Annotated in this window: 10 protein-coding genes and 1 pseudogene; 4 read left to right on the forward strand and 7 right to left on the reverse strand. The window is 74.9% G+C overall.

Translation table 11 applies throughout. The annotated features are described in order from the left end of the window. Positions 1 to 34: 34 nt before the first annotated feature. Together OG294_RS03000 and OG294_RS03005 are read right to left on the reverse strand one after the other, a co-directional pair. Positions 35 to 2,914: a poly(A) polymerase gene (locus OG294_RS03000; protein ID WP_327064792.1), complete on the reverse strand. Its 2,880-nt coding sequence runs from the start codon at positions 2,912 to 2,914 to the stop codon at positions 35 to 37. Then, positions 2,914 to 4,683, reverse strand: a complete 1,770-nt coding sequence (locus OG294_RS03005; RefSeq protein WP_327064793.1) for an RNA ligase family protein — start codon at positions 4,681 to 4,683, stop codon at positions 2,914 to 2,916. The genes OG294_RS03000 and OG294_RS03005 overlap by 1 nt, the downstream gene beginning before the upstream one ends. 231 nt (positions 4,684 to 4,914) lie before the next feature. Between OG294_RS03005 and OG294_RS03010 the strand changes: the two genes are divergently transcribed. Next, positions 4,915 to 6,117: an epoxide hydrolase family protein gene (locus OG294_RS03010; protein WP_327064795.1), complete on the forward strand. Its 1,203-nt coding sequence runs from the start codon at positions 4,915 to 4,917 to the stop codon at positions 6,115 to 6,117. On the opposite strand, the gene OG294_RS03015 is transcribed toward OG294_RS03010, so the two are convergent. From OG294_RS03015 to OG294_RS03025, 3 genes are all read right to left on the reverse strand, one after another. Further along, positions 6,114 to 6,905: a hypothetical protein gene (locus OG294_RS03015; RefSeq protein ID WP_327064796.1), complete on the reverse strand. Its 792-nt coding sequence runs from the start codon at positions 6,903 to 6,905 to the stop codon at positions 6,114 to 6,116. The two genes, OG294_RS03010 and OG294_RS03015, sit on opposite strands and share 4 nt — an antisense overlap. Positions 6,906 to 7,076: 171 nt before the next feature. Further along, positions 7,077 to 8,558 carry a sodium:solute symporter family protein gene (locus tag OG294_RS03020; protein ID WP_327064797.1) on the reverse strand — a complete coding sequence of 494 codons (1,482 nt, stop codon included), beginning with the start codon at positions 8,556 to 8,558 and terminating at the stop codon, positions 7,077 to 7,079. Further along, positions 8,555 to 8,848: a DUF3311 domain-containing protein gene (locus OG294_RS03025; protein ID WP_327064798.1), complete on the reverse strand. Its 294-nt coding sequence runs from the start codon at positions 8,846 to 8,848 to the stop codon at positions 8,555 to 8,557. The genes OG294_RS03020 and OG294_RS03025 overlap by 4 nt, the downstream gene beginning before the upstream one ends. A 159-nt stretch (positions 8,849 to 9,007) precedes the next feature. On the opposite strand from OG294_RS03025, the gene OG294_RS03030 reads away from it, so the two are divergent. Next, positions 9,008 to 9,313 carry a hypothetical protein gene (locus OG294_RS03030; protein WP_327064799.1) on the forward strand — a complete coding sequence of 102 codons (306 nt, stop codon included), beginning with the start codon at positions 9,008 to 9,010 and terminating at the stop codon, positions 9,311 to 9,313. A 32-nt stretch (positions 9,314 to 9,345) separates the two neighbouring features. Here OG294_RS03030 and OG294_RS03035 read toward each other — a convergent pair. Next, a pseudogene (locus OG294_RS03035) lies at positions 9,346 to 9,672 on the reverse strand (dienelactone hydrolase family protein); the annotation flags it as partial. A gap of 182 nt (positions 9,673 to 9,854) precedes the next feature. Here OG294_RS03035 and OG294_RS03040 point away from each other — a divergent pair. Continuing rightward, positions 9,855 to 10,181: a hypothetical protein gene (locus OG294_RS03040; RefSeq protein ID WP_327064800.1), complete on the forward strand. Its 327-nt coding sequence runs from the start codon at positions 9,855 to 9,857 to the stop codon at positions 10,179 to 10,181. A 103-nt stretch (positions 10,182 to 10,284) separates the two neighbouring features. Here the strand turns inward: OG294_RS03040 and OG294_RS03045 are convergent, their stop codons facing one another. Further along, positions 10,285 to 12,762: a helix-turn-helix domain-containing protein gene (locus OG294_RS03045; protein WP_327064801.1), complete on the reverse strand. Its 2,478-nt coding sequence runs from the start codon at positions 12,760 to 12,762 to the stop codon at positions 10,285 to 10,287. Positions 12,763 to 13,003: 241 nt separating this feature from the next. On the opposite strand from OG294_RS03045, the gene OG294_RS03050 reads away from it, so the two are divergent. Further along, positions 13,004 to 13,189: a hypothetical protein gene (locus OG294_RS03050; protein ID WP_327064802.1), complete on the forward strand. Its 186-nt coding sequence runs from the start codon at positions 13,004 to 13,006 to the stop codon at positions 13,187 to 13,189. Positions 13,190 to 13,267 lie beyond the last annotated feature (78 nt).

Below are 13,267 nucleotides of genomic sequence, written 5' to 3' on the forward strand. Positions count from 1 at the left end.
CCCGGCGAACGGCGGTGCGGCGCCGGCCCGCTCCTCAGGACAGGGTCGGTACCGCACCGCCCTCGGCCCACTCCACGGACACCCCCACGAGCCCCCTGGTCCAGCGCTCCGCGAGCTCGGCCAACCGCTCCCGGTCCGGCGGCACGGGACCAAGGCCGATCGCGTAACGGGTGACCGGCGGGCCGGACTCGAACGGGCGCGGCCAGGCGTGCACCCGCGGCGCCTCCTCGGCGAGGCTGCCGAGCAGCGCGCGCAGGCGCCCGCGGACCCGGCCGACCGTGTCCGCGAAGTCCTCGCCCTCGTGCTGACGGACCGTCAGCACGGCCCAGGCCGCGTGACGCCGGTGCATCGGCGCCTCGGCGCACAGCTCGCCGGGCACAGCGGCCGTCAGCAGCTCCCAGCCGCGGTAGAGCTCCTCGGCGAGCAGGTCGAGGAGCCCGACACCGACCTGCTCGGTGCAGCTGCGCACCGGGTGGGTCGCGGTGAGCACCGTCAGCGGGCCCGTACCGCTGCCCCAGGCGGCGAACTCCGGGCCACCCGGGACCAGTTCGACCGGCCGGCGCCAGTCCCAGACCGCCCAGTCGGCGAAGAACCGCTCCAGCAGCGCCTCGTCCGGAAGCTCGCCCGCCTGCCGCACGGTGCGGGCCGCCAGCACCGACCAGGCAAGACCCGGCAGCGTGCCGAACGGCGCCGAGTCCAGACCGCGGGCCCGGGCCCAGGCCTTCACCTGCCGCAGCAGCCCGTCGAACGCCTCCCACCGCTCGCCCACCGCGGCCCGTACCGCCGCCGCGTCGCTGACCGCGCTCAGCGCGACGGCCGCCGCCTCGTCCAGCTCGGCCCGCCGGTCCACCGCCGCGCCCGGCGCCGACAGCCCGGCGGGCACCAGCGCCAGGTCCACCGCGAGCGCACCCGGGGCCGGCGCACACCGCGTCCTGGCCGCCGCGGGGTCCGCGATCCGCAGCCGCAGCCCGGGAACGCGGGCGTTGGTCACCGGGCGCAGCCCCTCCGCCTCGGGCAGCGCGGCGGCCAGCCGGTCGCGCACCTCGGCGAGGTCGACCGCAGTGCCGGGCAGCACTGCCACCAGGTCCAGGTCGGCCCCCGGCAGCGCGCCCCCGATCCGCCGCGAGCCCACCAGGTGCACCGCGGCCTGCGGCAGTGCGGCGGCGATCCGCCGGGTGACCGCGCGAGCCCGGTCGGCGTCCCCGTCCGCCCCCGTGCCCTTGGCGTCGACGTCCTGCTCCGCCGGCCGGTACTCCGTCCAGCGCACCGCGCCGGTGCCGAGCTCGACCGTCGCCCGGACACCCATCGGTTCCTCGCCCCGGCGCGAGAGCAGCACCAGCTCGCCGACCCGGGCCGTGACAGGGCCCAGCAGAGCCGCACAGGCCGCCGCCACCGACTGCGGGTCGCTGCTGCGCCCCAGCGTCAGATGCGGCGTGAAACCCTCGGCGCGGCCCCGGCAGCGCGGGAAGCGCGCCGCGAGCACGTGGTGCAGCGCGGTCCACGGCGCGTCGCCGTCGGCGGCCGGGTCGAGCCAGACGGTGGCGTCCTCACGGTGGCCGAAGGTGTGCACCCCGGCCAGCCGCGCGGTGAACGGCGCCAGCTCGGCCGCGGCGGCGCTCAGCAGCGGGGCGGCGCGCTCGAACTCGGCCTCCGGGACGAAACCGTGGAGCAGGTTGACGTGCGGCGGCCAGCGGAGCACCTGCGGGTCGAAACGTCCGCGCAGGCGCTGCAGCACATGCCACAGCTCCTGCGGCGGCACCCAGGCCAGCGCCGTGCGGGCCGTCGGCGCGCTGTCCAGGACCTGCTGCGGTCCGGCGCCCTGCGGGTTCAGGTCGACCGCCACACCGTAGTGGTCCGACACGAAGAGACCGTCCGCGGCCGGCTCGGTGCCGAGCAGCTCGGCACCGGTGACGGCGAGCGTGCCGGGGCGCAGCAGCACCCGGTCCAGCCGGGCGGCGCGGCCCGAGAGCGAGGAGACGGCCGCCAGCGGATTGGCGACCGGGTCGAAGGTCGGGGTGCGGTCGGCGGGACCGTGCACCAGGCTCCAGGCGTCGCGCAGGCCGAGCACGGCGACCGGCCGGTCGCCGTCCTCGTTGAAGTCGCCGAGCAGCACCAGCTCGCCGCCGACGCTCGCGAACCCCTCGGCCAACCGGTCGAGTTCGTCCTGCCGCCGGTGCGCGCCGCGCTCCGAGTGGTCGCTGCTCAGGTGGGTGGCGGCGAAGACCACCGGACCGGTGGGGGTGGTCACGGTGATCGCGGCCAGCGCCTTGTGCGGGCCGAGCCGGTGCCGGGCGGCCTCGGTCACGGGCAGCCGGCTGAGCAGCAGCACGCCGCTCTCCTCGACGTCCGGACCCGCCGGGTCGGTGCCCAGGGTGTAAGTGGCGCGCACCCACGGGTCGGCCAGCAGCAGGTCGAGCAGCCCGGCCTCCACCTCCTGCAGCGCGACCACGTCGGCCTCGGCCCGGCGCAGCGCCGCGAGCAGCAGCGGACGGCGGCGGGCGGTGTCGATCCGGTCGCCGTCGTAGCGGTCCCAGAGGGTGTTCCAGGTCAGCACCCGCACCGAGGTGCCGGTCGGCTCGGCCTGCCGGGTGCCGGGCCGCCAGCCGGCGCCCGGCTCGAAGACGTGCGGGGTGCGCGCGGTGAAGAACGGCGGGTGCAGCCGACGGGGCGCGCGGACCCGGCCCACCGTGGCGGAATCCAGCGCGTCCAGGCCGATGGCCCGGTCCCAGACCGGCTCGCCGTCCGCCTCGATGAACAGCACCCGGTGCCACGGCACGTCGCCGCCCGGCACGAAGGAGGACAGCGGGATCCGCTTGGGCGCGGCCGCGCGGCTGCTGACCCCGAGGACGAAACGGGCCGGGTCGAACCGCGGGTCCCAGCGGACCTGGTGGTAGATCTGCTCGCTGGTGCGCATCAGGCACCGCCTCCTTCGGGATCCGGGTCGGCCAGGCCGCCGAGCGCGTCGGCGACCGTACCGTCGGCCGCCAGGTACCGGGTGCGGTGCGCGTCGCCGGGGTAGGGCGGGCTGTAGCGGTGCAGTTGGGCGGTGAGCATCTCGGCGGGCACCGGGTGGGCGCGGGTGGCGTTGCGGCGCAGCAGCTCGGCCTCGTCGACCAGGGTCACCACCTGGGTGTGCAGCGCATCGCGGCGTCGCGCGACGGCGTGCACCTTGGCGCGCTGCTGGTGGGTGAGCGAGGTGGCGTCCCAGACGACGGTGCCGCCCTCCCGCGCGGCGGCCAGTGCGGCGTCCAGCTGCTCCAGGCCCTCGCGCAGCACCTCGGCGTTGGCCCGCTGGTCGCTGCGCGAGCCGCGGGCCGTGCGCAGGTCGTCCAGCGAGATCCGGGTCACCGGGCCGGGCAGCGCCGCCGCGAAGGTGCTCTTGCCGCTGCCGGCCGGGCCGACCAGCTGCACCAGGTGCGGGAACCGACCCTCGCGCCAGCGCCAGGTGGCCGCCACCGCGTCGGCGGCGCCGGCCAGCCGACCGTGCGCGAGGCCCTCCCGGGCCTGCGCCCAGCAGCGGTCGGCGGCCAGCGGGTCGAGCCCCGCGAACGCGTGGCGCAGCTCGGCGCGCGGCGCGGCGAACGGGTCCGGGTCCAACAGCCCGGCCTCCTCGGCGTGCAGCGCGGACCAGTCCACCTGCTCGCGGGCCCCGCGCGCGGCGGCGTCGTCGGTCCGTCCCGCGAGCACCGCGCGCGCCACCGCGTGCAGCGCCCCGAGGTCGGCGGAGAGCGCCAAGGTGCCCAGGCCCCGGCGGCGCTCCTCGTCCGGGCAGGTCTGGTGCAGGGTCGGATGCAGACCGATCAGGTCGGTCACCCGGCGGGCCAACGGCAGGCCGAGCACCGGGGCCGACCGCGCTGCCAGCTCGGCCCTGGGGCGGTCGGCCAGGGCGGCGGCGAGCACCCCGGTGAGCCGGGCGTCGCCGGTGCGGCCGAGCAGGTCGAGTTCGGCCGCCGCCTCGGCCGCCGCCTCACCGGCCCGCCCCACGGCGTCGGCGATCCCCAACACAGCGATCAGGCGCGGAAGTTCGGGCTCCGCCCCCGCGCGCACCGCCCACAGTGCGGCCTGCGGACCGAGTCCGTTGGGCACCACCGCGGCGTGCATCCAGTGCGTGCCGGTCTGCACATGCCCGGGACGCACCCACTTGGCCACCCGGGTACCGAACTCGGCGCCCGGGAAACCCTCGACGGTACGGACCACGTACCCCTCCTCGCACGCCGCAGCCACCCGCAGCGCACGCAGCGCGCGTTCGTCGTAGACGCCGCGCCAGCGCACCCGGGGCACCGGCACGCCCAGCCCGCGCAGGAAGCGGACCGTCGCGTCCCAGTCCAGGCACCGGTCCGCCTCGTCCCAGACGGAGAACCCGTAGAAGTAACCGGCCAGTTCGCGGTAGTCCACCGAGTGCCGGGCGAACAGGTTCTCCCCGCAGATCCGCCAGCCCGGCGGGATCGCCGCGCCGATCCGCCCCTGCAGGGCCTTGACCCAGGCCCGCGAGGGGTGGTGCGCGGAGTCGAGCGAGCGGGCGTGCAGACCGTCCCGGTACAGCGTGGTGTTCTCGCCGTCGAGCTTCTCGGTGACCACCACCTCGCGCCCGGCCAGCGCGGACAGGCTCCCGGCCCGCACGTCGTCCGCGGCCGCCCCCGGCGACCAGGGCAGGTGCGGCGTGCGGGGGTAGTGCACGCGCATGGTGATCCGCTCCCGGCAGTGGTGGGGTACGGCGGCGATGCCGCCAGGCGCTCACTCTAGGAAGCGCGGCCGGGGGCTGACCAGCGAATTACCTGGCACCGAGGAACGGTTGACCCGTCGGCGAGGTCGGCCCTGCAGGCAGCCCGGGCGGCAGACAAGCCGTGGTGCCGCGTCAGGCAGCCTTCGCCCCGTCGCGCGAAGGCTGCCTGACGCGGCACTAGCATGAGGGCCATGCCGGACGCAGCGCACCGCCTGGAGCCTTTCACCCCGCAGACCGAGCCCGCCGCGCTCGAGGACCTCCGCACGCGGCTGCGTGCGACGCGCTGGCCCGATGCGCCCGAGGACGCTGGGTGGGCGCTCGGCACGGACGTCGGGTATCTGCGCGAGCTCGTCGACTACTGGGCGGACGGGTTCGACTGGCCGGCGCAGCAGCAGGCGCTGGCCCGGCTGCCCCGCTTCCGGGTCCGACTCGGCGGCCTGGGCATCCATTTCGTGCACGCCCGGGCGGTCGCACCGGCCGGCCCCGCGCTGCCGCTGGTCCTCAACCACGGGTGGCCGGACTCGTTCTGGCGCTACTCGAAGGTCGTCCCGCTGCTCACCGATCCCGGCGCGCACGGCGGCGACCCCGCCGACGCGTTCGACGTCGTCGTCCCCGACATGCCGGGCTTCGGCTACTCCGACCGCCCCACCGGAGCGCCGCTCGACTCCATCGCCGTCGCCGGTCTGTGGGCCGAGCTGATGGACGTCCTCGGCTACCCGCGGTTCGGCGCGGCGGGCGGGGACATCGGCAGCCACGTGAGCCGCTACCTCGCGCTCGACCACCCCGATCGGGTCGTGGCCGTCCACCGCATGGACGGGGGCCTGCCCGCCCTCGCCGGCGGTGCGCCCGAGCCCACGCCCGAGGAGAGCGCCTGGTTCGCCGAGGTCGCGGCCTGGGGCGCCGGCGAGGGGGCCTACGGTGCCATGCACCGGACGAAGCCGCAGACCGCCGCCGTCGGGCTGACCGACTCGCCGGCCGGGCTCGCCGCGTGGATCGTCGAGAAGCTCCGTGCGTGGAGCGACTGCGGCGGTGACGTCGAGCGGAGCTTCACCAAGGACGAGATCCTGACGAACGTCATGATCTACTGGCTCACGGGGACGATCGGCTCCTCGATGCGCATGTACCACGCGAACGCCGCGATCCCGCCCGCGCAGCTGACCCGCCGGGTCGAAGTACCGTCCGGCTTCTCGCTCTTCGGCGGCGACATCCTCAGCCCGCCGCGGGCCTGGCTCGAGCGCACCACGAACCTCGTGCACCTGAGCGAGCCGGCACGCGGCGGGCACTTCGCACCGTTCGAGGAGCCCGAGCGCTACGCGGAGGAGCTGCGCGCCTTCTTCCGCCCCTACCGGGCGGCGGCCACGGGCCGAGGAGGCCGGTACAGCACAGGACGCTAGCCGGTCGGCAGGCAGATCGCCTGGGACTGGAAGGAGCGCGCCTCGGTCGACGCGTTGTTCATCGAGACGATCCAGGTCTCTCCGACCGCCTGGGACGTCACCACGGACAGACCAGTGGAGGACGTGCTCCTGAACTGGAAGCCGCCGGCGATGAGCACCGTTCCGGTCGGACAGCCGGCGATGGCGTAGCCGGATCCGCCCGGAGGGACCGGGGTGATGGCGCTGAACACCTTCACGGGGGCCTTCACCACGCCGGACGGACCCGTGGGCCCCAGCGCACCGGTCGGACCGGTCGGCCCCGTCGCACCGTCGCTGCCCGTGGGGCCCGTCGGGCCGCGCGGACCGGTCGGCCCGTGCGAACCGGTCGGGCCGGTCGCACCCGTCGGCCCCAGCGCACCGGCCGGGCCGGCGGACCCCAGCGCGCCGATCGTGCCCGCAGGCCCGGTCGGCCCCGTCGGCCCCAGTGAACCGGTCGGGCCGGTCGGGCCGGTCGGCCCCGGTGATCCGTTCGTGCCCGCAGGCCCGGTCGGCCCCGTCGGCCCCAGTGAACCGGTCGGGCCGGTCGGGCCGGTCGGCCCCGGTGATCCGTTCGTGCCGGCCGGCCCCTGCGGACCGGTCGGACCGGTGGGCCCCTGCTGGCCGCGGCAGCCGGCATGGTCGTCGGGGCGCCTGCAGTGGTCGCCGCCGCCGGCGGGGCTGAGGGCCGAGGTGGTCGGAGCCGCCAGTGCTCCGAGGCCCACCACCATCGCGGCGGCCACGGCCGTGCGGGCTGCCCTGCGAGCGTTCACGATCTTCTCCTTCGACGGCTACCAACGGGCCGCACATCAAGTGACGAATACTCACCGTCAGTGACCGTGAGCGATTATCACCCTGCATCAGCCGCCGGGAGGCCGCCACCGGGAAGCCCCGGTCACGGCGGCCGTGACGGCCTCGGCCGAGGCCCCTTGACGACCACTGCGTTACGGTGCCGAGGAGTTCGTGAGTTGAACGGCCGGCCGGGCGGCGCCGGCGCGGGTGAGGGCGGAGACGGCGGCCAGCACGACCAGGTTGACCGCCAGGGCGATGACGCCGACGTTGAGGTCCTTCACCGGCTGCGGCAGGCCGGGCAGCAGTCCGCCGACGGTGGTGCTGGTGAGCGTGACCGCGGCGACGGTGGCGACACCGGCCAGGATGCCGGCCGCCGCGCCCTGCTTGGTGATCAGCCGCCGGGTCGGCAGGCTGAGCAGCAGGGCCGGGAAGAGCTGGGTGACCAGGGCGTAGCCCATCAGCAGCAGGTTCACCAGCGTGCTGCCGCCGTTGAAGGCGAACAGCAGGGCCACCGCCGCCACCACCGGAACCAGCGCCTTGGCGAGCCGGGCGACCGTCTCGTCACCGGCCTGCGGCCGGGCCAGGCGGAAGACGCTGTCGGCCAGGCTGGTGGCCGAGGCCATCAGCAGCAGCGAGCCGGGGACGAGTGCGGTGAGCAGTCCGGCGGCGCCGACCACGCCCACGAACCAGGGGTCGAAGGTCTTGACCGTGATCCGGAGCAGCGAGAGGTCGCCGTCGGAGCCCTTCAGGCCCGGCACGGCGATGATGGCGGCGAATCCGGCGAAGAAGACGAAGAGCAGGATCAGCTGGTACAGCGGCAGCACGACGGCGTTGCGGCGGAACACCTGCGGGTTCCTGGCGCTGTAGGAGGCACTGAAGGTGTGCGGCCACAGGTAGAAGCCGAGCGCGGAGAGCAGGACGGTCGAGGCGAACCAGGTCGGGCTCTGCCTGCTGTGGTGCAGCGTCAGGAAGCCGGGCTTCACGGTGTCGATCCGGTGGAACATCGCGCCGATGCCGCCGTAGTAGTGCACGGGCAGGTAGATGCCGAGGAAGACGACGACGCCCAGGATCATCGCGTCCTTCACCACCGAGGTCCACGCGGACCCGTGGATGCCGGAGACGGTGACGTACCCGGTGAGCGCGACGGTGCCGATGACCAGTGCGGTGTGCGGGGAGAGGTGGCCGTAGGAGGCGCTGGAGACGATGATGCCCATCCCGGTGAGCTGCAGCACCAGGTACGGGACCATCGCCACCACGCCGACCAGCGCGACCAGGGCGCCGAGCGCGGGGCTGTCGAACTTCTTGGCGAAGAAGTCGGCCTGGGAGACCAGCCGGTGCTGCTTGGCGTAGCGCCAGACCGCCGGCAGCAGCCAGTAGGAGAGCACGTACGCCGGCGCGGCGTAGGCGAGGATGTAGAAGGCCGGCCCGCCCTGTCCGTACGCCCAGCCCGAGGCGCCCAGGAAGGTGAAGGTGGTGTAGATGTCGCCGGCCAGCAGCACGAAGACCAGGACGCTCCCGAACCCCCGGCCGCCGACCGACCACTGTTCGAGCGTCATCTCCTTGCCGCCCCGGGCCCGCAGTCCCAGGAAGACCGCCAGCACCAGGAAGGCCGCGATCACCAGCAGCGCGGTCATGACGCACCCTCCGCGAGGTCGACGGCAGAGCTGGCGGGGTCGGCGGAGTCAGCAGGGTCGGCGGGCTGCCGGTTGGCCGGGTCCAGCCGGTAGACCAGCGCCATGATCGCGGAGCTGAGGACCACCCACAGGACGATCCAGAAGAGGATGAACGGCATCCCGAGGACGTAGGGCGTCATGCGGTTGGCGAAGAAGATGCCACCGAGGATCCCGAGGAAGGGGAGAGCGGCGAGCAGGGCGAGCAGCGGCCCCGCCGGCCGCGCGGAACCGCGCGCTGTGTCTGGGCTCATGATGGATCCCGTCGAACGTTGTCGGGACTGGCGTGAGGTGCGGGCGACAAGCGAGCTTGGCCGTGGCCTGCAATCACTGTCAAGACCATGTCACCCGCAGAGGGGCTGTCGACTCGCCCCCGGCCGTGCCGCCCCGGCGCGTGCGGCGTTGATCACCGTGTGAGCCATCCTCCTCTCCCCCGCACCGCCGACCCCCGCATCGCCTGGTCCGCGCCGGCCGCACCGCCCCCGGCCGACGCGAGTGCACCGGTCGTCCACGCGGAACCGGCGGCCGCCGACGACACCCTGCAGATCGACAGTTGCGCGGTCAACTGGGCCGAACTCGCCACCGCGCTGGCCGACGCCGACGTCCCCCTGCAGGTCGGCGACACCGCGGTGCTGCGCACCCTGGCCAAGCTCGACCACGCCACGGTGACGGTGCTGACCCGCTGGCTCCGCACCACCGGCCGCCAGCCGCCGGGGTGAGCGGCTCCGGCCGGCCGGGTGGACAGTCCCGACTACCGGCCGTGGCCGCACTGATCACCAGGCCGCTCGGCGGCCAGGGTACGGCCGAGCAGGGCGAGCAGGCGGTCCCAGTGGCGCTGCAGCGCGGCGGGGTTGAAGGCGTCGGTGTCGGCCATGCTGAAGCCGTGGACGGTGCCGGGGTAGATCTCGCAGGTGTGGTCGACTCCTGCGCCGTCCAGGGCCCGGGTGAGCCCCGTCAGCGACTCGGGCGTCATGTCGCCCTCGGCGAGGCCGAGGTGGACCTGGGCGGTGATCTGCGGGAAGGAGCGGTGCGGGCTGTCGGGCGCGCCCGTGACCAGGAAGAACGGATGGAACCCTGCTGGACCACCACACCCGGACGCCCTGAGCCACGACCGCCACGACCGCCCCGCCGACTTCCGGCACTCCCGCATCCGGTGCAGAAGAGTGGAGTGCGGCGCAGCCGGCGTGCGCCTGGAGCCCACTGGCAACGCATCTGACCACTCGGCCCCCATTCGAGGGGCCGCGCAGCGAGAGGACATCCATGCGCCCCGGACGACTCGCCGGCACGGGCCTGGCAGCGGTGGCACTGACAGCCATCCTCGCCGGCCCCGCACAGGCCGACGCCCTTCCCGAGACCGTGTCCGTCACCGGCTCGCCGAGCGGCGTCACCGCCATCTGCCCCGACGGCCTGCACCCGGACAACAACTGGACCCTCACCAACGGCGACGGCACCCCGCTCGGCAACGACCAGCGCTGGCGGTGGACGGTCGGCCCCGGCGCGCAATCCATCAGCGCCTGGATCGCCCCCTACCTCGACTCGCCGCCCCCGCCCCCCAGCATCACCCTGACGGTCTCCTGCATCTGCTGAGCGACGACAGCGCAGGGGTGCGGCACCTGCTGCCGCACCCCTGCGCCATGCCATCCCGGTGGAGCCCCGTCCCGGAGGAAGCCCGGCCCCGCACCCGCCTCCCTCAGCGGGAGCGGACGCGCTCCGGGGCCCGGGCGGGCGGCAGCGGCGCCGGGGCGGGGCGGCCGGATCCGGGGATCGAGCCGAGGTGGCTCTGGAGCCGCGCGTGGCGGAACTGGTAAACGGCCCCGACCTGGCGCAGCACTCCGCGGTGGTAGGCGTCGTCGAGGAAGGCGGCGGTCGCCCAGGGCAGCCGGCCGGTCAGCGGCAGCCAGATGCGGGTGAAGAGCACCCACTGGCCCCAGGCGGTCAGCGCCAGGGCGTAGCAGAGCGCGCCCGCCAGGCCGCCGGTGGCGCCGATCACGAATCCCGGGAGCAGGTGCCAGCTGAGCGGGCCCAGGAAACCCTGGAACAGGTCCGCGATCAGCCGGCCGCCGAAGGTGATCGCGAGGGTGAGCAGCGGCAGGAAGAGCAGCGCCTGGCGGACCACGGTGCCGCGGTTGACGGCCAGCAGGTCCGCCGGGGTGGCGGCGGAGCCGGGATCCAGCGGTGTCTCCAGAGCGGCCATCAGGGTGAGCACCAGCGCGCCCGCCACTCCGAAGAGGAGCCCGAACAGGAGCGAGTCGACCAGCATGGCCCGGATCGCCGTCCCGCCGGCCGGCAGGGTCCCGTAGTGCTCCTGCGCCACCAGGCGGGCCGGGCCGTAGCCGGCTCCCACCGTGCAGCCGCCCAGGAGTCCGACGCAGAACGAGGTGCGGAGTCTGCGCGGCTGGGCGCCGCCGGCCCCTCGGCCGCGGCCGGGGAGCCTCGGCCGCATGCGGGAGGGTTCGAACGCGTTGCCGCTGAGGGTGGCCATGGTCCCGTAGATCACCCCGAAGGCGAGCCCGACCGTCGGGCCGAACAGAAGGGCGTCCGCCAGGTCGGCACGGAGCACCGACGCCGCACCGTGACCGCTGATCAGGTGCACGGCCGCGGAGACGAGGAAGCCGGAGGCGGCCGTGACCAGGGAGCAGGCCAGAACGACGGCGAGGATGCGCGAGAACAGGCTCAGCGAACCGGAGAGCTGCCACCACGCCAGGTCCTGGCGGTCGCGCTGCTCCGGCCGGTCGAGGTGCCTGGCGAGGTAGCCCAGGTAGTGCCGGGCGCGTTCCGGCTCCCACCCGCGGTGCGGGCGTCCGGGGCCGGCCGGGGCCTTGGGCCGCCGGCGGTAGACGGTCGGCACGAAGCCGGCCAGCAGGTGCTCCTCCAGGGCCTCGGGGGTCGGGAAGCGGGCGCTGTCCAGCAGGACGGCCGAGTCCTGTCCCGGGACGTCGCTGTACCGGGTCCGGGCCAGCAGCACCATCAGCGGGGTGCTCAGCACGGTGGCGAGGTTGGCGCTGGAGCGACTGTCCGGGCTGCTGCTCAGCCCGTCCAGCACGGGATCCCAGACGGTCGCGGCCGGTCCCGAGCGCGGGCCCGGTGCGGTGGGGCGCGCGGTCCGCGGCAGGTAGTGGACCAGGTCGTCGGTGGTCAGGTCGGTCAGTTCGATGCCGGCGGCCTTCCTGAGCACCTCGGTCGCGGCGGCGTCGGCGAACTGCTCGGTGCGGCTGGTCAGCAGCAGGGGCAGCGAGATCGCGTTGAGTTCCCGCAGGGCGGCCCCGTGCAGGCCGTGGGCGATCTCGTCGAAGCCGTCCAGCACCGGCAGGATCCAGCCCGCGTCCACCAGCGAGGCCGCCAGGGTCAGGCGGCCCGGCGTGCGCGCGGCGAGGTTCGGGTGGTCGCGCAGCAGCCGTTCGATGAGCCAGTCGCGCAGCGCGGTGGCGGTCGGGTCCCACGATCCGATGCTGAAGACGACCGGCACCGGATCGCCGTCGGTGCGGCCCGCCAGGTAGTCGAGGACGAAGCGCAGCATCAGGACGGTCTTGCCGGACCCGGCCCGGCCGAGCACCACCAGCCGCCCGGAGCCGATCCGCCGGTAGACCTCGGTCACCTGGGCCAGACCGCCGTCCAGGGAGAGCGGCACCGGCGCGGCACCGGGCAGCGCCCCGCTGATGTTGCCCCAGTGGTCCAACAGACCCTCGGGTGCCGAGCGCCACCGCAGCGGCAGCGGGAACGGGTCGTGGATCCGGCGCTGCTCCTCCTCGCGTATCCAGCGGCTGTGGACGTCGCGTGCCAGCGACTCGGCGACCTCGGCCAGGGCACCCCGGGGCGGCAGCACGCCGACCCGCACCGGGTCGGGCGCGGGGGCGGGGGCTGGGGCGGGGGTTGCGCTTTCCTCGGGGGCCGGCGCCGTGGGGGCGGCGCCGGTGGCCTCGGCGGCGGCGTCCCCGTCGCGGCGCGCGGCCAGCAGGTCCCGCCAGACGTCGTCGCGATCGCGTCCCAGGGCATCGGCCAGGGCCTGGGCGACCTGTTTCACCGTCCCCATCCGGGCGTCCGTGGGCTTGCCGGTCTCCAGCCGGTGAATGGTCCGGACCCCCAGTCCGGACCGCCGGGCCAACTGCTCCTGCGTCAGTCCCGCCTCACGCCGCAGCCCATGGAGCAGGGGACCCAACTGGCTGCTCACTTCGACGTCCTCGCTCCACAAACCGCACTTTCCGCTGACGTCGGATCACTGTACTGGGGTTCCGGCCATATCTGGCCGGTGCTTGGCCTGGTGCTCTGACCTGCCGGAACGTCAGCATGGTCGCCGGACGCCCCGACCACCGGCACAGAGCGCGACGCCGACGGTGCAGGCGACCGGCTCGCGGAGGCGGCGGATCGAGAGTCCGCCGGGCCCCCGATCGGAACCAAGGAAGTTGGCACGCATGGCACGCATGGTCGCACCGAACCCGAGGACGCTCCCGGACACGCTCAGCCGTCGCCGCACGGGGCTGTCGCCCAGCGGCCTGCGCCGGCAGGACGACACCTCGTGGACGAACACCCTCGGCACTCTCGGCACCGGGGGCACCCGGGGCGCGGAGCGGAGCGTGGGGCTCGCCGTCGTCCGCTGACGCGAAGGAAGGGAAAGACCGGGCCCGCCCGGTCTCGGCCGCGGCGACCGCACACGGCCCGGCTTGGCCGCGCGAGGG

The sequence above is a fragment of the Kitasatospora sp. NBC_01302 genome (assembly GCF_035976515.1).
Taxonomy (GTDB): domain Bacteria; phylum Actinomycetota; class Actinomycetes; order Streptomycetales; family Streptomycetaceae; genus Kitasatospora.

Excerpts from the sequence above, each read along its gene's own strand:
- OG294_RS03000 (WP_327064792.1), bottom strand. The coding sequence starts at position 2,914 with ATGCGCACCAGCGAGCAGATCTACCACCAGGTCCGCTGGGACCCGCGG.
- OG294_RS03005 (WP_327064793.1), bottom strand. The coding sequence starts at position 4,683 with ATGCGCGTGCACTACCCCCGCACGCCGCACCTGCCCTGGTCGCCGGGG.
- OG294_RS03010 (WP_327064795.1), top strand. The coding sequence starts at position 4,915 with ATGCCGGACGCAGCGCACCGCCTGGAGCCTTTCACCCCGCAGACCGAG.
- OG294_RS03020 (WP_327064797.1), bottom strand. The coding sequence starts at position 8,558 with ATGACCGCGCTGCTGGTGATCGCGGCCTTCCTGGTGCTGGCGGTCTTC.
- OG294_RS03025 (WP_327064798.1), bottom strand. The coding sequence starts at position 8,848 with ATGAGCCCAGACACAGCGCGCGGTTCCGCGCGGCCGGCGGGGCCGCTG.
- OG294_RS03040 (WP_327064800.1), top strand. The coding sequence starts at position 9,855 with ATGCGCCCCGGACGACTCGCCGGCACGGGCCTGGCAGCGGTGGCACTG.
- OG294_RS03050 (WP_327064802.1), top strand. The coding sequence starts at position 13,004 with ATGGCACGCATGGTCGCACCGAACCCGAGGACGCTCCCGGACACGCTC.